Source organism: Streptomyces millisiae, assembly GCF_031845425.1.
In the GTDB taxonomy this organism is placed as follows: Bacteria; Actinomycetota; Actinomycetes; order Streptomycetales; family Streptomycetaceae; genus Streptomyces; species Streptomyces millisiae.
The window spans coordinates 39,928-60,803 of the sequence record NZ_JAVREM010000004.1 but is presented as its reverse complement, the minus strand read 5'-3'; the positions used below and the strand labels follow the sequence as shown (position 1 = coordinate 60,803).

The window sequence follows — 20,876 nt, the reverse complement described above, 5'->3', positions numbered from 1 at the left end:
ACTCAGAGGCCGGAGTAAACATGGTGCACTCACACCAGTAGCCAGGCTGGGGCAAACAAGCCTCCCGCATGCCTACTCTTCCTTCCCCAGCAGAATATCCATGTCAACCCACACGCACTTGCCGGTGCGACTGCGGTAGAAGCCCTGATTGGCTGCGAGATCGCGAATGATGTACATGCCACGGCCTCTCTCGTCATCAGGCTTCGTCCGGCGCGGCATGGGAATCCGCGGATCGGCGTCGTACACCTCAACCCGAATGAGGTGTCTCACCTGCCAAAGACGCAACCGGATAGAAGCTGACGTCGCCGGACGCGCGTGCATCACGGAGTTCGTTACCAGCTCGGAGACGACGACGTCGAGCGACTCCGTCTCTGCCTTGATCCCACGTGCGGTCAGCGCGATCTTGACGAACCGACGTGCGAGGGATGGTGATCTAGGGGCGTAGTCAAGCGTGAGGGAACCGAGTAGCTCGGCAGTACCCGGCTCGGACGTTGTGGCCACCGATCGGCGGATGAATGGACTCACGGCGGCCCTCCATGGGACGGCGCCGTCATCAACAGGGTGTGCATGTGCAGGAGTGTTCTGTCGCCCCCTCCCGACAAGTACCGCGTTTCTGGGACGTCTTGGGACGTCTTCGCTATATTGAAGACGTCCCCTACGGGAGGCGGAACAGTGAACTACGTGCTGAGAGAAGCGCTGACACGTGCCAGACTCACTGTCGTTGATGTGGCCGCAGACCTCGGAGTCGACCCCAAGACCGTGGAGCGTTGGATCGCGGGACGCATGCCACACCCGCGTAGCCGTGGGCGATTGAGTGCGCTCTTGAATGTGCCTGAAGCGGAACTTTGGCCGGACACGACCATTCCTGGGAAACGACCCGAATGCATCGGCCAGGCGGTAACTACGACTTACCCGCATCGGTGGTGCGTCCCGCCGGATGTGTGGAGAGAGTTCTTTGCCAGCGCAGAGAGGAGTATTGATCTCCTTGTTTACAGCGGACTCTTCTTGATCGAGGACACGGCCATCCTGCGGATCCTCAAGGCCAAAGCATCCAGCGGCGTGGAGGTGCGACTACTGCTTGGCGATCCAAGCAGCGAGCACGTGGCGATTCAAGGCGCTGAGGAGGGCATCGGTGACGCTATGTCGGCCCGAATCCGGAACGCTTTTGTGCTCCTGTGTCCGTTGGTATCCGTCCCAGGGATCGAGATCAGGAGTCACAACACCACCCTCTACAACTCAATCTTCCGAGCAGACGACGGGCTATTGATCAACATGCATCTTCACGGCCAACCGGCTGCTCACTCCCCCGTCGTTCGTCTGTACTCACTAGGAGCTGCCGAGTTGATCCGAACATACATGGACAGCTTCGAGCAAGTGTGGGCCAAGGCGGGTCCGCAACAGCAAGTGAGGTAGTGAGCCATGCACGCCTGACCTCACTCCTCGTCGTGCGACTGGGACGACTTCTCACGGAAGCGAGAGGTATTGCTCCCACTTGCAAAGCTGACACGCGCTCTGTCTCTGGCCTGTGGCCCCTTAAGTTGTGAACATGCCTCTGCGTGTGAACTCTTAGACAGGTAGAGAACGTGCGCGGCAGCAACATGAAGGGATCGTCGGAGTGAGGGCGTCTGCACCGCGCCGGAGTTGGAGTGGTTCGGCGGCTTCCAACGCGGGTATAGTCGAGCGACTGGCGCTTCTAATGGCTGGGGGGACTATGGAGACTCTTTCCAAAGAGGAAATTTTTCGCAAGTACGCTGATGAAGAACTGCAGAAGAAAATTCTGCAGTTAGCAGCTCTGAGTGATATTCTAGGGCACTCTCTGATTGCGAATTCGTACAAGCCGTCTATTCGGCTTAACGAGTCTTTCAAGCTTACCAAGTACGGCGAAGAGAAGCTGCAATCTTTCGTCAAAAAGAGGGTGCCCTATTCTGAAGCCCGACTCATCTGTCTTCTGGAGCTCAGTTGGATCGATCTTCTTGTCGATCCAACTGCAACCTCTTCCGAAGACGTGCGGGAGGCTATTAGCCGTGAGATCGTCGACCGGAAAATCTATTTCCCTTTCATCTTTGGTAGGTTTTTGTACGACAGGGCTTTTGAGAAGTTGGATCTAGAAGATGGCGTGATGAGCCTGAATCTCTCGGAGACTCTGGAATTTCTGGATGACACTCCTCAAGGGGTCTTTCAGTACAGGGACTACGTGACTGGTCCGTATGGACTGCTCACTAGTCAGGAGCCGCGCTTTTTCCCGCCAGAGCGCGGGGCTCCTCTGATGCATTGTAGCGATGTTGATTGCGCCGCAGTGCATCGTGTTGGTTTTGCCACGGGTGCCGAGGCCGCGATTAATAAACATCGTAGTGAGGCCGTAAAGGTTCTGGCTAAAGACAGCGATAACCCGAGCGCGTGGGGGTCATTCCTTTCCGATCTCTTCGTGAGAGACCTCAAGCCGGCGCGAGATCAGGTTGGGGATACACTGATTCCCATCCTTGGTGACTGTCTTACAGATGCAGAGATTAGATCCCTCTCTGCATGGCTGCTGGACAATACGCAGGGACGACTGCGTTCTACGGCTGAGAGTGTGGCACTGAGAGGCCGAGCATCGGACATAGTGGCTGGCCTTGGTAGGGCCGAGATGATGCAGTTGTGTCTTACACTAGGCGACCGTGATCTAACAAATGGTCTTGATGCCCTAATTTATAGCGGGGATATTAAGGTGCCTCCGGGGGAGGTTAGACGCCCTAAAGTTGTCGTCGAAAACGGAATCGGTGAATTCCAACTGCATGCGGAGTTGGGTCCTAGCGGTGTCCGTATTCGTTCTCATTCTGTAAACCTTGCTCCTTTGCGTCTCCGGCGTCTTGTTGAGTCAATGTATCGCCTCGACGATGTCATTGATAGAGAAGAGCTCGACTGGCAACTTCGCGGTGAGAATGGGCCGAGTCTAGAGGCCCGGCTTGAAAGTTACCTGCAAAAGCGCTCGCCTGAGACGGTTATCAAGACCCTTTCAGTTGTGCGTAAGAGCAATGCAGTGACTGCTTGCGAAGTGTTAGGGCTTCGAGAAGGAGCGATTGAGGACCCCCAGTTTGTCTCGCTCATCCTCTGGAAACTTGGATTCGGGACGCATATCGATGATGACCTTCATGCAGATTTTTGGCGTCATCACGAAAAGCTTGAACAGTTAACTCGTGCTGCTCTTGGAGCGCCACAGCCGCCTCCCGTGGATGACTTCCGCGGAGCCGCAGCGAATTATTTCGTCGCCTTGGAGACGTTGCTGAGAGACAGTCTTTGCTATTCCATCTGGGCGTTGACGGTCGATCACTACGTTGCGAGGCAGCCATTCATTTATCGGCCGGAGGTGGATTCTGCATTTGCGTTCTCATGGTTGCAGGATGTGGTGGATAGGTCAGGAGACTCGACGCTAAATTACGGGGAAAAGGTGACCTTGCATGCACTTATGCGAGGATATCAGTGCCTGGGCGCCGAACTAGAAAGAATGAGTGCGGAACCAGATAGGTGGCTGCGATCCGGAGACATCGTTCCTTCGTGGGCCGCTCAACAGAATCTGCAGAAGTTTGTATTCTGGCACACCGTCCCCTTCTTGGATCTCACTTCCGAATCGCGTATGACGATTCTGCGTCAGTTGCAAGAGATCAGTAGAGTGCTGGTGAGTGAAAAGGTGTATGACGACCGGAATAGTTGGATGCACGGGGGGCGAGAGATACCTGACCCCACCAGGGTGCGAAAGGTTCTCGCTGCTGTAAAGGATGTCGTTCAAATGATTGAAGATAGTGGATTTGCGCGTGTCAAATTCGCTACGTCGTCCCAAAAGGCTGATGGATATGGCAGGTCGGTTACAACTTTGTTAAATGCAAAGAGTATGTCCATCGAAGTGCGCAATCCGACGCAATTTGACTGGCTCGGGCTACCATCAACTAGTCGCAGCCTGCATGTCATGTCGGCCGCATGTTTTGCGGCTCCGGATCATTACTTGCGTTTTCGGTCGGAAGTGCAATCGCCTTTCGCAGACCTATGGGCGAATTTCCCTCGACGCAAACCTCGCTCGCAGCGCTCAACGAGGGCCCTGGAAGGTCTCCGTCCGATGGAAAGCGGTGGGGAGGACGCTTAGCGATTCCCATCAGTTCCGCTCCGTTGCAAGATCAGTAGCAGTACGCGCATGTCCGGCGGTGTCCGTCGTCAGTCGCCGGGTGGGCTGACCTGTGAGGATGGACACCGCCGGACGTCAGTGGATCACTGGTCGGGGGACTCGTAATGCGTAGGTCGAGGGTTCGATTCCCTCAGGCGGCTCATCCGAGAACCCCAGGTCAGATCGCTCTGACCTGGGGTTTCATCGTTTATCGGACGCGTCGCCGCCGCCGAGCGCGAGCCGTGCGGCTGTCCGTGGTCTCGGTTCCAGTCTCAGTTGGGCTCTGTTGCCGGCCCCTTCCTCGGTTACAGGTGGACGGTCGTCCGCAGCGGGAGGTCCGTGACCGAGGTGCCCACCGACAACTCGTAGGGGCCGGGTTCGTAGTGCCAGCCGTCCGGTTGCCAGGTGGCGAAGGCGCGGTGGGGGAGGGGGATGGTGAGGGGGACGGTCTCGCCGGGGGTGGCGGTGATGGTGGTGTGGGTGGCGAGCCAGCGGGTGGGGCGGTCGAGGGTGGAGTCGGGGCGGGCGAGGTAGACCTGGATGATCTGTTTGCCGGGGCGGGGGCCCGTGTTGGTGGCGGTGAGGTGGATGGTGTCGGTGGTGGCGGTGAGGTCGGCGAGGGTCCAGGTGGTGTAGCCGAGGCCGTGGCCGAAGGGGTAGGCGGGGGTGGTGCCGGACCTCAGCCAGGCGCGGTAGCCGATGTGGATGTCCTCGGTGTAGTGGAGGGCGCCGTCGGTGGGGGTGGTGTCGAGGACGGGGACGTCCTCGGTGGTGGCCGGCCAGGTGGTGGGGAGGCGGCCGCCGGGTTCGGTGTGGCCGAGGAGGACGTCGGCGAGGGCGTTGCCCATCTCCTGGCCGGCGAAGTAGGTGACGAGGAGGGCGGAGACGTCGTCTCGCCAGGGGAGGAGGACGGGGGAGCCGGAGTTGACGACCACGACGGTGGGGGTGCCGGTGGCGGCGACGGCGGTGACGAGGGCGTCCTGGTGTCCTGGGAGGGCGAGGTCGGTGCGGTCGAAGCCCTCGGACTCGACCTGGGAGTTGGTGCCGACGACGACGATCGCGACGTCGGCCTCGGCGGCGGCTCGGGCGGCCTCGGCGATCAGGGTGTCGGGGTTGTGGGGGGCGGGCCGGGTGCCGAGGGTGATGGCGAAGGTGCCGCCCATGGCGCTGTCGCGGGAGCCGAGGTCGAAGGTGACGCGGAGGGCGAGCGGGGTGTCGGCGGTGACGTGGAGGGGGGCGGTGACGGCGGGTGGGGCGAGGAGGCTGGCGCCGAGGTCCTGGCCGACGGCGGTCGCGGTGTCCTCGGTGAGGAGGCGGTCGTCGACGTGGATGCGGCCGGTGCCGACGGAGGCGAAGCCGAGCAGGGTGTCGCCGGTGGTGTCCGGGGTCCAGGTGACGGACAACTCGATGGTGGCGGCGGTGGTGATGGGCGCGTCGCCGCCGAAGTAGACCAGGGCGGTGGAGCGGCGGTCCTCGCGGAAGAGTTCGGTTCCTTCGGCGTCGAGGAAGCGCACCAGCATGCCGGGTTCGCCGGTGGCCGGGTTGGTGATGTGGGACAGGGGGAGTTCGGTCAGGCCGTCGTGCGCGATGGCGCCGAGGGTGTAGGTGATGTCGGCGTCGGGGAGGGCGGCGCGCAGTCCTTCGAGGGGGCTGACGACGCGTTCGGGCAGGACGGTGGCGGAGCCGCCGCCCTGGGTGCGGGCGTGCCTGGCGTTCTGGCCGATGACGGCGACGCGGCGCAGGCGGGCGGGGGCCAGGGGCAGGGTGCCGTCGTTGGCGAGGAGGACGGTGCCGGCGGTGGCGGCGTGGCGGGCGAAGGCGACGTTGTCCGAGGCGGTGACCCGGGGTGGCGCGGCGGGTTCGTGGCCGTCGAGGGCGCCCACGCGGGAGGCGAGGAGGAGGATGCGGCGGACCTTGCGGTCGATGGTGGTCTCGGGGATGCGGCCTTCGCGGACGGCGGAGAGGAGGGCGTCCCCCCAGGGGCCTTCGGGGCCCGGCATGACGAGGTCCTGTTCGGCCTCGGCGGAGGCGAGGGAGCGGACGGCGGTCCAGTCGCTGACGACGACGCCGTCGAAGCCCCACTCGGACTTCAACGGGGTGTCCAGCAGCTCGTGTTCGGTGGCGGTCACGCCGTTGATGGCGTTGTAGGCGGACATGACCAGCCAGGGGCGGGACTCGACGACGGCCTTCTCGAAGGCGAGGAGGTAGAGCTCGCGCAGCGCGCGCTGGGAGACCTCGGTGCTGGCGGTGAAGCGTTCGGTCTCGTAGTCGTTGGCGACGTAGTGCTTGGGCGTGGCGGCGACGCCGTGGTCCTGGAGGCCGCTCACGAAGGCGGCGGCCAGGTCGGCGGTGAGGACGGGGTCCTCGCTGAACGCCTCGAAGTGGCGGCCGCCGAGCGGCGAGCGGTGCAGGTTGATCGTCGGCCCGAGGACCACGTCCACGCCCTTGCGGCGGGCCTCGGCGGCGAGCACGGCGCCGTAGCGGTAGGCGAGGTCCGGGTCCCAGGAGGAGGAGAGGGCGGTCGCCGAGGGCAGGTTGAGCGAGGGGGAGCGTTCGTCCCACACCTCGCCCCGCACCCCCGACGGGCCGTCGGACAGCACCATCCGGCGCAGCCCGATCGACTCGACCGGCCAGGTCGTCCAGAAGTCCCGGCCGGTCAGCAGCCTGACCTTGGTCTCCAGGGGGAGCCTCGCGACCAGCCGGTGGAGTTCGGGGGAGTCGAGGGTGAGGGGCATGAACGTCTTCCTTCAGTCGGTCAGTCGGTCAGGCGGGTGGCGCGGACAGCCATGTACTGCCGTCCCGGGAGCTCGACGCGCAGCATCCCGCTCGCCGAGTCGGCGACGCGTTCGACGGTCATCGCCCAGGTGTCCAGGACGTCGACCGCGAACCGCCCGTCGGCCGGGAGGACGACCTTACGGAAGCGGGGGCGGTTGAAGCCGAGGTAGACGATCTCGTACTCGCCCGCGACGCCGCCGCGCGGCGCGTCCCACTCGGAGGGCAGTGGGTCGAGCACCCCGGTGGGCGAGGCGGCGATGACGTCGCGCAGGAACGCGATGCGGGCGGGGCTGTCGCCGACGAGCTCGCCGCCCTTGGACCACCACAGCTCCTCGGCCTCGTTGAGGATGGTCTCGCCGTGCCCCACGTACCCGCCGCGGACCGCGCCCTCCCAGAACCGGCGCACCAGCTCCTCGCCGGTGAGGTTGCCCCAGCCCTGGTCGATGTCGCCCTCGTAGCCGCACTCGTCGATCACCACGGGCTTGCCCCAGCGCGTCCGCCACTCGTCGGTGTTCTCGGCGGTGCGGTAGACGTCGACGCGCTGCACGCTGCAGTGCGTGATCCACGGCCGGGAGTGGTCGTAGAAGCCGAAGCAGTTGTGGATCGAGTTGAGGTGTCCTGACGGGTCCTCCTCGGTGACGACGGCGGCGAGGCGCTCCCAGTCGTCCTCGCTCTTGGTCCAGATCAGGTCGTACTCGTTGGCCATCGACCACCACACGTTGGAGAACGCCGCGAGGCGCCGCACCACGTAGCGGGTGAACCGGTCGTCGGCGGCCTTGCCGAGCTCGGCGAAGCCCCAGCGGTCGTAGGCGTGGAAGAGGATGACGTCCGCCTCGATCCCCAGGTCGCGGAGGGCCAGCACCTCGTCCTCGAAGCGGCGGAAGAAGGCCGGGTCGAAGCGGGTGGTGTCCCAGTCGCCCGAGGCGGACCGGGGGAAGGGGAAGAGCTCGGGGTCCTCCGTGTTGTAGAGGTACGCCTTGGGCAGCACGCACATCCGGACCTTGTTGAAGGGGCCCGCCGCGAGGGCGCGGCGGGTGGCGGTGCGCAGCCGCTCCGGCTGGTGGGTCCAGGCGTAGGCGGTGGTGCCGATCGGCAGGTACCGGGTGCCGTCCGCGTGGGCGAAGTGGTGGCCGTCGGCGACGCGCACCGGGCCGTGCCGGCCAGGGTCCGGCGGGCCGCTCACGAACGAACCGGTGAGGCCGTCGAGGGAGCGGGCGGTGGACGCGGTGGCGAAGGTCCAGGAGGCCTCGCGGTCCGGCATGAACCTGATCCGGTACGTGCCGTCGCCGTCGTAGAAGCCGCCGACCCGCAGCTCGCGCTCCCCGTCGCTGAACGTGGCGGTCAGTTCGACGTCGACGAACGGGTTGCCGTGCGCGGGTCCCGCGATCTCGATCTCGAACACGTCCCAGCGGGCGCACTCGCCCGGGAACCGGGCCGTGGCGGAGGCGCGCGGGACGTCGGCGCCCTCGTACGCCGGGTCCGGCGGGATCGGCGGCTCCTCCGGGCGCGGGTCGCCCGCGCCCTGGTCGTCGATCGCGGCCAGCTCCGCGAAGAGGCGCTCGCGCAGGGCGGGGTCGGCGGCGGCTGCGGTGTCGTGCTCGACCACGACGCCGATCGGCAGCCCCTTGATGTGCGGGAGCATCGGCGTGTTGACGACCCCGGGCAGGTATCTGGCGAGGACGGCGCGCGCGGCGTCGTTCTCCAGGGCGGCCGAGATCTTGGACGTCGGTGTGAACACGATCAGCTCCTCAACAGCTGGTGACGCTCGGCCCGGCGGCGCTCCTGGGCCGCCGGGTCGGGGACCGGGGAGGCGAGGAGCAGCCGCTGGGTGTAGGGGTGGCTGGGGGTGGCGGTGACCTCGGCGCCGTCCCCGGTCTCGACGATCTCGCCGTGGTAGAGCACCGCGACCCGGTGGCTGATGTGCCGGACCACGCTCAGGTCATGGGAGACGAAGAGGTAGGCGACGCCGGTGGACTCCTGGATGTCGACGAGCAGGTCGAGCACGTGCGACTGGGTGGAGAGGTCGAGCGCGGAGACCGGCTCGTCGCACACGACGAGGCGGGGGCTGAGCGCCAGGGCCCTGGCGATCGCGATCCGCTGCCGCTGCCCGCCGCTGAACTCGCGGGGGAGCCGGTCCCCGGCGTCGCTCGGCAGCCTGACCTGGTCGAGCAGTTGCCGCACCCGCCGCTCGGCGTCCCGGGTCGAGACGCCGCGCACGCTCAGCGGCTCGGCGAGGATCTCGGTGATCCGCATGGAGGGGTTGAGCGAGGTGTAGGGGTCCTGGAAGACGACCTGGATGTCGGAGGCGAGGGCGCGGCGCTCGGCCCGGCCGGCCCGGGTGATGTCCCGTCCGTCGAAGACGATCCGGCCGGCGGTGACGGGCGCGAGGCCCAGCACGGCCCGGCCCAGGGTCGTCTTGCCGGAGCCGGACTCGCCGACGAGCCCGACGGTCTCGCCGGGGCGCACGTCGAGGCTGACGCCCTTGAGGGCGCGGAACGGCGGCCGGCGCCAGCCCCGGGTCGGGAAGTCGACGACCAGGTCCTCGACGGCAAGAAGTGGTGCGGTCATGCCGTGACCTCCGTGGTGGCGGGGGCCTGGTAGGCGGCCCTGGGCGGTGCGCCCTCCAGCGTGGCGCCGAGGAGCTGGCGGGTGTAGGGGTGTCGGGGGTCGGCGAAGATCTCCCGGACGCCCGCCACCTCGACGAGCCGCCCGGCGCGCATCACCGCCACCCGGTCGCAGACGTCGGCGACCACGCCGAGGTTGTGCGTGACGAGGACCAGCGCCATGCGGTGCTCCCGCTGGAGGTCGCGCAGCAGGTCCAGGATCTCGGCCTGGACGGTGACGTCCAGGGCGGTCGTCGGCTCGTCGGCGATCAGCAGGTCGGGCTCGCAGGAGACGGCGCCGGCGATGAGGACGCGCTGCGCCATGCCGCCGGATATCTGGTGCGGGTAGGAGGCGAAGGCGCGGCGCGGTTCCGGGATGCCGACGCGGGCGAGGAGTTCGAGCGCGCGCTCGCGGGCGGCGGACCGCGACAGGCCGAGCCGGGTCCGCAGGGGTTCGACGAGCTGGTCGCCGACCGTGAACGAGGGGTCGAGGTTGCTCATCGGCTCCTGCGGCACATAGGCGATGCGGGTGCCGAGCAGGGCCTCGCGGGCCTTGCGGGGCGCGGTCGCCAGGTCGACGCCGTCGAACCGGATCCCGCCGGAGAGCACGGCGCCGCCCTCGGGCAGCAGGCCGAGCACCGCCAGCGAGGTCTGGGTCTTGCCGGAGCCGGACTCGCCGACCAGGCCGAGCACCTCGCCGGCCGACACGTGGAGCGAGACGCCGTCCACGACCGGCCGCCAGCCTCCGTTCCCGTCGCCGTAGCCGACGGTCAGCCGGTCGATCGCCAGCAGCGCGGACTCCGGCGCGGACTCAGGCGCGGACTCCGGTGCGGGCGGCGCGTCCGGCGCGTCGGCCTCAGCCGTGGCGGCCGGCGCCGCGGGACGCGGGGCGGCGGTGGACTGGTCGGAGCCCTGGAGCGCGTCGCGCACGGCGTTGCCGAGCAGCACCAGCGAGGCGCTCGTCAGGCTCAGCAGCAGCCCGGACCAGAGCAGGATGCCGGGGGCCCGGTAGATGTTCTGGAAGCCCTCGTTGAGGATCATGCCCCAGCTCGGCCTGGTCAGGTCGCCGAGCCCGAGGAACTCCAGGCCGGCCTGGATGGCGATGGCCAGGCTCATGATCATGGCCGCCTGGATGACGATGGGCGCCCGGACGGCCACCAGCACGTGCCGCGCGATGATCCGCCGGTCGGAGAGGCCGGCGACGCGCGCCGCGTCGACGTACAGCTCGTTGCGCACCGCCACCACCGAGGACCGCACCAGCCGGTGGAAGGACGGCGCGAGCAGCACCCCGAACACGCCCATGGAGATCCAGATCGACGGGCCGACGGCCGCCCTGACCGCCAGCAGCACCATGACCCCGGGGAGGGCCATCACCAGGTTGGTGAGCCATCCTGAGACGCCGTCGGCCCAGCCGCCGTAGTAGCCGGCGATCAGCCCGGAGGGGACGCCGACGGCCAGTGCGACCGCCAGTGCGAAGGCCCCGCCGAGGAGGCTGAGCTGGCCGCCGTGCAGCAGCCGGGACAGCAGGTCGCGGCCCGCGCTGTCGCCGCCGAGCGGGTGGTCGGCCGACATCGGCGCGAGCACGTCCGCCAGCTGCGAGTCGTTCGGCCCGTGGGCGGCGAGCAGCGGCGCCAGGGCCGTGCTGAGGACGATGAGCAGCAGCACGGCCGCGGCCGTGGCGCCGAGGGGGTTTCTGAGTACCTGGGCGGTCAGGCCGCGTCGCTCGGCGCGACGGTCGGGCCCGACGGCCGGGACCGCGGTGGCTTCGGTGGTCATCGGACGCGCGCCTTCGGGTTGAGGAAGCCCACCGCGATGTCGATGAGCAGGTTGACGACGGTCACCAGCACGACCGTCACGACGACGACGCCCATCACCATGGGGATGTCGCCCCTGGTCGTCGCGTTGACCGCGAGCAGTCCGATGCCCGGCAGGGCGAAGATCTGCTCGACGAAGACGGCCCCGCCCATCAGCCCGATGAACTGCAGGGCGAGGACGGTGAGCCCGGGCCCGCTGGCGTTGCGCAGCGCGTGGCGGAGCAGCACCCGGCGCCGGGGCAGCCCCCGGCTGCGGAGGGTCCTGATGTAGTCCTGCCGCAGGACGTCGATCATGGCGCCGCGTACCTGCTGGGTGGTGGACGCGACGGCGCCGATCGACAGCGCCGCGATGGGCAGTGTGATGGTGGACAGCCAGCCGGCCACCGAGAGCGAGAACGGGACGTAGCCGGTCGCCGGGAACCAGCCGAGCTCGACGGCGACGACGAGCGCGAGGAGGAGCGCGATCCAGAATCCCGGCAGGGCGTAGCCGGCCACCGAGAGGAGCTGGACGGTCCGGTCGAGCCAGCCGCGCCGCACGGCGGCCGCGGTGCCGAGCAGCACCGAGACGACCGCGACCACCAGCGTGGTGCCGATGACCAGGGTGAGGGTGACCGGCAGCCGGTTCTCGAGCGCCTGGGCGACGGGCTCGCCGGTGAACCAGGAGCGGCCGAAGTCGCCGCCGAGGGCCGAGCCGAGCCAGTCGAAATAGCGGGTGACCAGGGGTTGGTCGAGGCCGAGTTCGCCGGCCTTCGCGGCGACCTGGTCCTCGGTGGCCATCTGGCCGAGCAGCCGGCGGGCGATGTCGCCGCCGGAGAGGAACATGGTGGCGTACGCGATGCCGCTGATCACGAACAGCAGGACGACGCCGGCCGCCAGTCTGCGGACGATGTAGGAGAGCATGGGTGGTCGTCCTCCCCGGTCACGCCGACGGCGTGTAGTTGTAGACGGAGGGCACGTTCTGCTGGGTCTGGAGGACCACGTCCGTGCCGTCGTTGACCGCGTAGGTCTCGTCGATCCAGAACCAGGGGGCGAACCAGGCGTGGTCCACCAGGTACCGGTTGATCTCGCCGAAGAGCTCGGCCTGTTCGCCGTCGTCGGCGGCGGGCACGGCGTCGATCAGCTCGCTGAGCTCCGGGTCCTGGGCGTGGAAGGGGTTCCACGCGGAGTCGGGCGTCAGGTAGGAGTTGACGAGCGTCCAGTCGACGGGGGCCCCGAGGAACATGAGGCTCATCGGGTAGTCGCCGGCGAGCATCCGGCTGATCAGGTCCTGGCCGGCGTCCTCGTAGGTGACGCGGACGCCGATGTCGGCGAGTGACTGGCGGATGATCTGGAGCGTCGGCTGGTCGAAGAAGGCGCTCGTCGGCATGGTGATGTCGAAGCCGTCCGGGTACCCGGCCTCGGCCATGAGCTCGCGGGCCAGCTCGGGGTCGTAGGCGTAGGTCTCGTTGAGCGCGGGGTCGTAGGCCTCCGAGGCCTCGCTGAATATCTGCTGGGTGGGGGTGCCCTGCCCGTCGTAGAGGGCTTCGAGGATGCGCGGCCCGTCGAAGGCGTGGTTGATCGCGCGGCGGACCCGCTCGTCGCCGAGGGCCGGGATGGTGGTGCCCGTGCGGTCGAAGATGATCAGGCCGACCCAGGAGACGTGGATGTCGGGCCTGACGATCTCGATGCCGGCCCGCTCCGCCTCGTTGACGTTGTTGCGGTTGCTCAGGTTGCCCGCGTCGACCTGGCCGGTCTTGAGGGCGTTCAGCAGGGCCGTCTCGTCGGGGAAGATGTCGAAGCTCAGCCGCTCGTAGTGCTGGAGCGAGGGGTCCCAGTAGTCGTCGCGCCGGGTGAACACGTAGGACGAGCCCTGGACGGTCGCCGAGGTGTCCATCACATAGGGGCCCGAGCCGGCGGGCACCGTGGCGAGGTCCGGCGAGTCGAAGGCGGCCGGGGAGGCCATCAGCCCGGCCGCGTCGCCGAGGTGGACGAGGAGCGAGGGGTCGGGGGCGCTCAGGTGGAGTTCGACGTGGGTGGGGTCCACCACCACGACCTCCTCCAGGAGGGCGAGGTAGTGGCCGAGCGGGCCCGTGCCGTCCCGGAACCGTTCGAGGTTCTGCTTGGCCACGTCCGCGTCGAAGGCGACGCCGTCGCTGAACGTGACGTCGTCCCTGAGGGTCATGGAGAGCACGGTGTTGCTCTCGTCGTACGACCAGTCGGTGGCCAGCATCGGCGCCAGGTCGCCGTCCGGCTCCCGGCGGATCAGGGTGTCGTAGGCGGCCTGGAAGTAGGGGACGTAGTTGGCGTCCCCGGCCTGCGCCGGGTCGAAGGAGGCGGGCACCACCGTGCTGCCGAGCACCAGGTCGTCGGCCGAGCCGCCGCCCTGGTCGACGTAGCCGGCGCAGCCCGTCAACAACAGTCCGACGGCGGCGACCATGCCGATCGCGCTGCGCGTTCGTCGCAATGAACGCATAAGGTGACTCCTCGGCTTATTACGTCATCGTAATGTGGTGGTGGTTGTGCTCAGGCGCCGAGCAGCGCGGCCCTGACCAGGCGCTGGGCGGTCATGGCGTCGTGGTCGGCCTGGGCGGCGCGCAGCCGGTCCAGGTCGAGGTGGGAGGCGCGGTCCTCGAGGGCGCGGAGGGTGGCGACGGACTCGCGGACGGCGTCGGTGGGGTCCTCGCGGTAGGGGAAGAGGTCGAGCTTGAGCGGCTCCGACCAGCCGATCTCGCGGGTGACGTGGAGGAACTCCAGGGTCTCGACGAGGTGGAGGGCGCCGGCGGTGAGGTCGTCGTCCCACTCCCGGTAGTTGTCGTCGAGTTCGATGTCGACCAGGCGGCCCATGGAGTGGGCCAGCGTGAGGGCTTCGGCCGGGTTCTCCTTGGCGAACAGGGAGTGGCCGAAGTCGACGACGAGGCCGACGTTGTCCACGCCCATCTGTTCGATGGCCAGCAGGCTGGCGGTGGCGGTGGACCAGAAGAGCCGGTTGCGGGGTTCCTTGAGCTTGTACTCGATGGCGAAGGTGACGTCGGGGTGGTTGCGGGCGACGTCCCGCACGCCCTCGACGGCGTGTCGGCGCAGGGTGGCGTAGTCGACCTGGAAGGGGTAGTCGTAGCCGTCCTGACCCGGCCAGAACTTCACGTAGCGGGCGCCGAGGTCGGCGGCGACCTGGACGGCCTCCTCGGCCAGCTCCCGGGCCGCCGCCCGGGTCGCCGCGTCCGGGGCGGTGAACGAGCCGCTCCTGAACCGGCGGTCGTAGACCACCGGCGTGATGTTGGTGGCGACCAGGCCGTGCGCGTCCAGCGCCGCCTTCACCTCGGCCACCGAAACCCCGGGGTCGAACGGGTAGTTCAGGTCCAGGCCCACCAGCTCACCGGAGGCCGCGGCCAGCTCGATCGTCCGCAACGTGCCCACCTCGGGCCCGTAGCCATCCGTCGCGTACCTGTCGATGATCCGACCGAAGGACCACATCCCACCGGCGAAGGCACGGGCTGCTGAGGGCGGTGCGGACGTCATTGGCGCTCCCTGAATGTTTATTCAGCTCTGCATCTTCTTGGCGATTCGGACCGTAGAACTGGCGAACAGGGCGTGTCAAGAGTGGTGGCGGTGGCTGTTGTGGCCGCCCAAAACGGGATGGAACGGCGCGGGCTTGACGGTGTCGAGGGGGGCGCCGCACTATCGGTGGTAATAAACATCAGGGACTGAATGGATATTCACATGCTGTGCTCTGACCCTCCCGCGGTGGCGCGCTACCGGGAGCTGCGGTCGACCGTTCGCGCCGAGGAACCGGAACGGGCCGCCCCGCTCCTGCGTGCCATGGCCACCGACGTCCGGCTCGACGTGCTGGACATGATCGACCGGGCCGGCATGGGGCACATCGGCGGCGACTTCTCGGTGACCGACATCCTGGTCACCCTCTTCGGCGCCGTCCTCGACGTGGACCCCGAGCACCCCGACGCGCCGGGGCGTGACCGCTTCGTGCTCAGCAAGGGCCACAGCGCCGCCGCCCTGTACGCGACCCTCGCCCACTGCGGCTACTTCCCGCGCGCCGAACTGGCCACCTTCATGGCCCCCTACTCCGATCTCAACGGCCACCCCAACCGCCGCAAGGTCCCCGGCGTGGAGACCAACACGGGGCCGCTGGGGCACGGCTTCCCGGTGGCCGTCGGCGCCGCCATCGGCGCCCGGCTGCGCGGCGACGACAGCCGGACCGTGGTGGTGCTCGGCGACGGCGAGCTGCAGGAGGGCAGCAACTGGGAGGCGGCCATGACCGCGGGCCACCAGCGCCTCGACCGGCTCACCGCGATCGTCGACCGCAACCGGCTCCAACAGGGCGCCCGCACCGAGGACACCGTCGGCCTCGACCCGCTGGCCGACAAGTGGACCGCCTTCGGCTGGGAGGCGCGCGAGGTCGACGGCCACGACCACGCCGCGCTGCGCGTCGCCCTCGCCCCGTCCACCACCGGACGGCCCGTCGCCGTCGTCGCCCACACCGTCAAGGGCAAGGGCGTGTCGTTCATCGAGGACCGCGCCGAGTGGCACCACAAGGTGCCGAACCAGGACCAGGTGCGCGCCGCCGCGAAGGAGCTCAGCAGGTGACCGAGACCGTGCCAGAAGCCGTGCCCGCAGCCGGGTCCGCAGCCGGGTCCGAGGAGAGCGCCCGGCCGTTCGCCGACGCCCCCGCGTACGACTGCCGCGGCACCTTCGCCGAGGAGCTGGGCGCCCTCGCCCGCGAGGACGAGCGGGTGGTCGTCGTCTGCAACGACTCCGTCGGCTCCAGCAACCTGGTCGCCTTCCGGGACGAGTTCCCCGACCGGCTGATCAACGTCGGCATCGCCGAGCAGAACATGGTGGGCGTCGGCGCCGGCCTCGCCAACGCCGGCCTCGTCCCCTTCGTCTCCGCCGCCGGCCCCTTCCTCACCGGCCGCGCGCTGGAGCAGATCAAGGCCGACGTGGCCTACAGCGGGCTCAAGGTGGTGCTGTGCGGCCAGAGCCCCGGCATGGCCTACGGCGAGCTCGGGCCGACGCACCACTCCGTCGAGGACCTCTCCTGGCTGCGCGCCGTCGCCGACCTGCCGGTCGTGGTGCCCACCGACCGGGCGCAGACCAGGGCCGCCGTCCGCTGGGCATACGCCCACGAGGGGCCCAGCTACCTGCGCGTCCCCCGGTTCAAGGTGCCCGACGTCGTCCCCGCCGACGCGCCGTTCGCCCCCGGCCGGGCGCTGGTCCTGCGGGACGGCACCGACGTCACGCTCCTGGCGGTCGGCACCCTCGTGCCGCGCGCCCTCGACGCGGCCAAGCGGCTGGCCGCCGAGGGCGTCTCGGCCCGCGTCCTCAACACCCCCTTCGTCGACCCGCTGGACGAGGCCACGCTGCTGCGCGCCGCCGAGGAGACCGGCGGCATCGTCGTCGCCGAGGAGGCCACGGTCAGCGGCGGACTCGGCGCCGCCGTCGCCTCGCTCACCGGCCAGCACCACCCCACCCCGCTGCGGCTGCTCGGCGTCTCCGGGTTCGCGCCGACCGGCGGCCCGGAACACCTGCTGGAACACTTCGGCCTCACCGTCGACGGCATCCACCGGGCCGCGCGCGAGGTCCTCGGCCTGCCATCCTCGGTCTCATGACCAGGGATCCGCTGCTCCTCGCCGTCGACCAGGGCACCTCAGCCACCAAGGCGCTGCTCGTCGACGGCGCCGGGCGGGTGGTGGCCACGGCGTCCGCGCCCCTCGACGTCGCCCACCCCCGGCCCGGCTGGGTCGAGCAGTCGCCCGAGGCGATCTGGGCGAGCGTGGTCCGGGCGGTGGGCGCGTGCCTGGCCGGGCAGGACCCGGCCCGGGTGGCCGGGGTCGGCCTCTCCAGCCAGCGCGAGTCCTGCCTGCTGTGGGAGCGGGCCACCGGGCGCCCCCTCGGGCCGATGCTCGGCTGGCAGGACCGGCGCACGGCCGACGCCCGCGCCGAACTGCTCGCCGCGGGCGTCGGGCCCGAGGTCAGGGCGGCGACCGGGCTGCCGTTGGACCCGATGTTCAGCGCCCTGAAGGCCGGCTGGCTGCTCGACCACCACGACCCGGAGCGCGTCAGGTCGCGGCGCGGCGAGCTCTGCCTCGGCACCGTCGACTCCTGGCTGCTGTGGCGGCTCGGCGGCGGCGCCGGGCACGGTGCGCACCTCGTCGAGGTCGGCAACGCCTCCCGCACCCAGCTGCTGAACGTCCACACCAGGGAGTGGGACGAGCGGCTGCTCGACCTGTTCCGGGTCCCGCGTGCCGTCCTGCCCCGCGTCACCGCCTCGACCGGCCCCTTCCCGCCGGTGCGCGGGCTGCCCCCGCTGCTGGACGGCACCCCGGTCGCCGCGGTGCTCGGCGACTCGCACGCCGCGCTCCTCGCCCACGGCGTCCGCGCGCCGGGCAGCGTCAAGGTCACCTACGGCACCGGCTCCTCCGTCATGGGGCTGATCGACGCCCCGGCCCAGGCCGAGGGCTCACCGCTGTGCCTCACCGTGGCCTGGGACGACGGCGCCCCGGCCTACGCCCTGGAGGGCAACATCCGCTCCTCCGGCGCCACGCTGCGCTGGCTCGCCGGCCTGTTCGGCACCGACGAGGCGACCCTCGCCGCCCGGGCCGCCGCCGACTCCGGCGGGGTGCACCTGGTCCCGGCCTTCGGCGGCCTCGCCGCGCCCTGGTGGGACAACGACGCGACGGGCGTCGTCTCCGGGCTCACCTTCGCCACCGGGCTGCCGGAACTGGCGAGGGCCGCCCTGGAGTCGATCGCCTTCCAGGTGGAGGACCTGGTGGCCGGGTTCGACACGGTCGGCCGGCGGATCGACACCCTGCTCGCCGACGGCGGCGCCACCAGCAACGGCACGCTGATGCGGCTCCAGGCGGACACCTCGGGCCGCACCGTGCGCCGCCCGCACGCCGGCAACCTGTCCGCGCTGGGCGCCGCGCACCTGGCCGGACGCGCCCTGGGGCTCACCACCCCGGAGCGTCTCGCGGCCGCGCGCGGCCCCGAGGACGTGTACCGGCCGCAGTGTCCCGAGCCGGAGCGCGCCCGCCGCGTCGCCGCCTGGCACGACGCCGTCGCCCGGGCGCGGCTCCGTCCCGAGCCGGCCCCGGGCCCTCATCGGCCCGGCGGTCAGTAGGGTTCGGGGTGTGCCCCAGCGTCCAGACCTCTCCGACCGCGACTCCGTGGACCGGCTCCGCCTGATCGTGCGCGTGGCCCGCATGTACCACGAGCGCGGCATGCGGCAGGCCGAGATCGCCGGCGCCCTCGGCCTGTCCCAGGCCAGGGTGTCCCGCCTGCTGCGCTCCGCGACCGAGCTGGGCGTGGTCAGGACCGTCGTGGTCGCCCCGCCGGGCATCCACAGCGACCTGGAGGACGCGCTCGCCGAGCGGTACCAGCTGACGGACGTCGTGGTCGTCGACGGGGACGACCTGCCGGGCCACTCGCACACCCTGCTGCGGGCCCTCGGCACCGCCGCCGCCAGCTACCTGGAGACGGCCTTCCACCCCGGCGACCTGATCGGCATCTCCACCTGGAGCGAGACGCTGCTCGCCGCCGTCGACGCGATGCGGCCGGTCAAGGCGCCGGGCGCCGCCAAGGTGGTCCAGCTCATGGGCGGCGTCGGCGATCCGCAGGGCCAGGTGCAGGCGACCCGGCTCACCGCCGGCCTCGCCGAACTGACCGGCGCCACCCCGCTGTTCGTCCGCGCCCCCGGCATGGTCGGCTCGGTGGAGGCCCGTCTGTCGCTGCTGAACGACCCGGCGGTCCGCGAGGTCAGCCAGGCGTGGCAGCAGCTGACCGCCGCCCTGGTCGGCATCGGCAGCCTGGAGCCCTCGCCCCTGCTGCGGCTCAGCGGCAACGCGGTGACCGAGGACGACATCGCGCGGCTGCGCGCCCTCGGCGCGGTGGGCGACATCTGCCAGCGCTTCTTCGACGAGAACGGCGTGTACGTCGACGCCGGCCTCGGCGAGCGGACCGTCGGCATCTCGGTCGACCAGCTGCGCACCGTGCCGCGCCGCATCGCGGTGGCCGGCTGGGAGCGCAAGTACACCGCGGTGCGCGCGGCGGTCCGCGGCCGGTGGATCACCGCGCTCGTCACCGACATCGCCACGGCCCGCCGCCTGCTCGACGAGCCGTGATCACGCGGTGAGCGTGGCGACCGCGGCGAGCAGGTAGAGGCAGCCGCCGAGGCCGACCGCGGCGCCGGCCAGGGCCGGGGCCCAGGCCGCGGCGGCCGTGGCGAGCCGGCCGTGGCGGGCGCGGCCGGCGAGCAGGGCGTGGCCGCGGACGGTCAGGACGCCCACGCCGGTCAGGGTGCCGGCCATGCCGAGGCCGAACAGCAGGACCAGGATGACGGCGTTCAGCGAACGGCCCGTCAGCATGCCGCTGACCAGCACCAGGAAGGCGGAGGGCGAGGGGAGCAGGCCGCCGGACACGGCGAGGGCGGTGAGGCCGCGCCGGGACCAGGGATCGGGCGCCCGTCCGTGGTCGTGGTGATGGTCGTGGTCGTGGTCGTGGTGGTGATGGTGGTGGCCGCGGTCCCTCAGATGGCGGCGGACGAGATGGCCGCCGACGGCGATCACCACCAGGCCGGCGGCGACCTGCATCCAGGCGGTGACGGCCTCGGTGGCGAAGCCGCCGGCGCCGGTCACTCCCACCCAGGCGCTGGCCAGCAGCAGCACCGAGACGGTGTGCATCAGCGCGACGGCAAGACCGAGCCGCAGCGCGTCGCGGTAGCGGCCTCGGACGCCGACCAGGTAGGCGGCGGTGATGCTCTTGCCGTGGCCGGGGGCGACCGCGTGCGCGGCGCCCACGCCGAGGGCCACCACCGCGGCGACCCAGAAGACGGTCCCGCTGTCGAAGAGCGCGACCAGCCTGGAGTCCAGTCCCTCGAGGTTGGTCATGCCCGCCTCCGTCCGCTGAGCAGCAGATAGCCGGCGCCCGCCACGACGGCGAGGGCGAGCCCGGTGACCCCGACGGCCGCCGCGCGGGCCGGGCCCGCCGCGTGCCGGGTGAAGTCCACGCGCTGGGTGGTGTCGGTCGCGGTCAGCAGGGTCTGTGCCGGGCTGGCGGGCGATCCGGCCGAGAGCATCGTGCGGTACGCCTCGTTGAGGTCGGCCAACGCACCGACCGTGACGTCCAGTTCACGGATGTCGCGGGGGCACTGGTAGCGCAGCCGCGCCCCCTCGGCGAGGAGGGCGTCGAGCGAGGCCACCTCGCCGGCGCACCTGGCGCCGTCCTGGGTGACGTAGATCCGCTCCAGCAGGTAGGTCCGCAGCGCGGCCGAGCGTCGCAGCTTCTGCTCGCCGGTCAGCGAGGTGGAGACGGTGTCGAGGGCGGGGTCCTCGAAGGCGCCGACGGTCTGGCCGAGCGCCACCCAGTCGTCCTCGGCGGCGCGCCAGGTGATGGTGACGCGCGAACCCTCGGCGCTGACGGTGGCGGTGGACGGTGGGCCGAACGGATGGGCCGCGGCGGTCGGTGCCGGTCCTGCGGCGGCCCACAGCACGGCGGCGGCGCAGGCGGCGAGCGCCGCCCTCGCCAGGGCACGGGGACGGATGGTCACGGTGTCGTGTTCTC

16 protein-coding genes are annotated in these 20,876 nt (G+C 69.7%); 6 read left to right on the top strand and 10 right to left on the bottom strand.

Annotation, left to right across the window (positions count from 1 at the left end; all coding sequences use genetic code 11):
- Positions 1–72 precede the first annotated feature (72 nt).
- Positions 73–525 carry an ATP-binding protein gene (locus RNC47_RS06125; RefSeq protein WP_311596214.1) on the bottom strand — a complete coding sequence of 151 codons (453 nt, stop codon included), beginning with the start codon at positions 523–525 and terminating at the stop codon, positions 73–75.
- A gap of 147 nt (positions 526–672) precedes the next feature.
- Between RNC47_RS06125 and RNC47_RS06120 the strand changes: the two genes are divergently transcribed.
- Both RNC47_RS06120 and RNC47_RS06115 read left to right on the top strand, forming a co-directional pair.
- A complete protein-coding gene (locus tag RNC47_RS06120; RefSeq protein WP_311596212.1) occupies positions 673–1,413 on the top strand; it encodes an XRE family transcriptional regulator in 741 nt (246 codons plus the stop codon).
- A gap of 298 nt (positions 1,414–1,711) precedes the next feature.
- Entirely contained in the window at positions 1,712–4,117 is a 2,406-nt protein-coding gene (locus tag RNC47_RS06115; protein WP_311596209.1) for a hypothetical protein, read from the top strand.
- A 323-nt stretch (positions 4,118–4,440) separates the two neighbouring features.
- Here the strand turns inward: RNC47_RS06115 and RNC47_RS06110 are convergent, their stop codons facing one another.
- From RNC47_RS06110 to RNC47_RS06080, 7 genes are read right to left on the bottom strand one after another with little or no spacing between them, the layout of a single operon-like run.
- Complete coding sequence (locus RNC47_RS06110) at positions 4,441–6,870, bottom strand: beta-glucosidase family protein (protein WP_311596207.1); 2,430 nt, start codon at positions 6,868–6,870, stop codon at positions 4,441–4,443.
- 20 nt (positions 6,871–6,890) lie between these two features.
- Positions 6,891–8,648 (bottom strand): DUF5605 domain-containing protein, encoded by a 1,758-nt coding sequence (locus RNC47_RS06105; protein ID WP_311596206.1) that lies wholly within the window; start codon positions 8,646–8,648, stop codon positions 6,891–6,893.
- Between the two features lie 2 nt (positions 8,649–8,650).
- A complete protein-coding gene (locus tag RNC47_RS06100) occupies positions 8,651–9,478 on the bottom strand; it encodes an ATP-binding cassette domain-containing protein (protein WP_311596204.1) in 828 nt (275 codons plus the stop codon).
- Positions 9,475–11,289, bottom strand: a complete 1,815-nt coding sequence (locus tag RNC47_RS06095; RefSeq protein WP_311596203.1) for a dipeptide/oligopeptide/nickel ABC transporter permease/ATP-binding protein — start codon at positions 11,287–11,289, stop codon at positions 9,475–9,477. The genes RNC47_RS06100 and RNC47_RS06095 overlap by 4 nt, the downstream gene beginning before the upstream one ends.
- A complete protein-coding gene (locus tag RNC47_RS06090) occupies positions 11,286–12,227 on the bottom strand; it encodes an ABC transporter permease (RefSeq protein ID WP_311596201.1) in 942 nt (313 codons plus the stop codon). The genes RNC47_RS06095 and RNC47_RS06090 overlap by 4 nt, the downstream gene beginning before the upstream one ends.
- 19 nt (positions 12,228–12,246) lie before the next feature.
- A complete protein-coding gene (locus tag RNC47_RS06085) occupies positions 12,247–13,779 on the bottom strand; it encodes an ABC transporter substrate-binding protein (RefSeq protein WP_311596199.1) in 1,533 nt (510 codons plus the stop codon).
- Positions 13,780–13,829: 50 nt separating this feature from the next.
- Complete coding sequence (locus RNC47_RS06080; protein WP_311596197.1) at positions 13,830–14,822, bottom strand: sugar phosphate isomerase/epimerase family protein; 993 nt, start codon at positions 14,820–14,822, stop codon at positions 13,830–13,832.
- A 201-nt stretch (positions 14,823–15,023) separates the two neighbouring features.
- On the opposite strand from RNC47_RS06080, the gene RNC47_RS06075 reads away from it, so the two are divergent.
- From RNC47_RS06075 to RNC47_RS06060, 4 genes are read left to right on the top strand one after another with little or no spacing between them, the layout of a single operon-like run.
- Positions 15,024–15,905: a transketolase gene (locus tag RNC47_RS06075; protein ID WP_311596195.1), complete on the top strand. Its 882-nt coding sequence runs from the start codon at positions 15,024–15,026 to the stop codon at positions 15,903–15,905.
- Positions 15,902–16,927, top strand: a complete 1,026-nt coding sequence (locus tag RNC47_RS06070; protein WP_311596193.1) for a transketolase family protein — start codon at positions 15,902–15,904, stop codon at positions 16,925–16,927. Before RNC47_RS06075 ends, RNC47_RS06070 begins: the two co-directional genes overlap by 4 nt.
- Positions 16,924–18,438 carry an FGGY family carbohydrate kinase gene (locus RNC47_RS06065; RefSeq protein WP_311596191.1) on the top strand — a complete coding sequence of 505 codons (1,515 nt, stop codon included), beginning with the start codon at positions 16,924–16,926 and terminating at the stop codon, positions 18,436–18,438. Before RNC47_RS06070 ends, RNC47_RS06065 begins: the two co-directional genes overlap by 4 nt.
- Positions 18,439–18,448: 10 nt before the next feature.
- Positions 18,449–19,438 carry a sugar-binding transcriptional regulator gene (locus tag RNC47_RS06060; RefSeq protein ID WP_311596189.1) on the top strand — a complete coding sequence of 330 codons (990 nt, stop codon included), beginning with the start codon at positions 18,449–18,451 and terminating at the stop codon, positions 19,436–19,438.
- Here RNC47_RS06060 and RNC47_RS06055 read toward each other — a convergent pair whose 3' ends face one another.
- Both RNC47_RS06055 and RNC47_RS06050 read right to left on the bottom strand, forming a co-directional pair.
- A complete protein-coding gene (locus tag RNC47_RS06055; RefSeq protein WP_311596188.1) occupies positions 19,439–20,203 on the bottom strand; it encodes a HoxN/HupN/NixA family nickel/cobalt transporter in 765 nt (254 codons plus the stop codon). It abuts the gene before it with no gap.
- The gene (locus tag RNC47_RS06050) at positions 20,200–20,862 is read right to left on the bottom strand and encodes a hypothetical protein (RefSeq protein ID WP_311596186.1); all 663 of its coding nucleotides are present in this window, start codon (positions 20,860–20,862) and stop codon (positions 20,200–20,202) included. The genes RNC47_RS06055 and RNC47_RS06050 overlap by 4 nt, the downstream gene beginning before the upstream one ends.
- Between the last annotated feature and the right edge of the window lie 14 nt (positions 20,863–20,876).

Coding starts and splice junctions, on each gene's coding strand:
- RNC47_RS06065 (WP_311596191.1), top strand. CDS start 16,924: ATGACCAGGGATCCGCTGCTCCTCGCCGTCGACCAGGGCACCTCAGCC.
- RNC47_RS06075 (WP_311596195.1), top strand. CDS start 15,024: ATGCTGTGCTCTGACCCTCCCGCGGTGGCGCGCTACCGGGAGCTGCGG.
- RNC47_RS06115 (WP_311596209.1), top strand. CDS start 1,712: ATGGAGACTCTTTCCAAAGAGGAAATTTTTCGCAAGTACGCTGATGAA.
- RNC47_RS06110 (WP_311596207.1), bottom strand. CDS start 6,870: ATGCCCCTCACCCTCGACTCCCCCGAACTCCACCGGCTGGTCGCGAGG.
- RNC47_RS06080 (WP_311596197.1), bottom strand. CDS start 14,822: ATGACGTCCGCACCGCCCTCAGCAGCCCGTGCCTTCGCCGGTGGGATG.
- RNC47_RS06090 (WP_311596201.1), bottom strand. CDS start 12,227: ATGCTCTCCTACATCGTCCGCAGACTGGCGGCCGGCGTCGTCCTGCTG.
- RNC47_RS06085 (WP_311596199.1), bottom strand. CDS start 13,779: ATGCGTTCATTGCGACGAACGCGCAGCGCGATCGGCATGGTCGCCGCC.
- RNC47_RS06095 (WP_311596203.1), bottom strand. CDS start 11,289: ATGACCACCGAAGCCACCGCGGTCCCGGCCGTCGGGCCCGACCGTCGC.
- RNC47_RS06100 (WP_311596204.1), bottom strand. CDS start 9,478: ATGACCGCACCACTTCTTGCCGTCGAGGACCTGGTCGTCGACTTCCCG.
- RNC47_RS06055 (WP_311596188.1), bottom strand. CDS start 20,203: ATGACCAACCTCGAGGGACTGGACTCCAGGCTGGTCGCGCTCTTCGAC.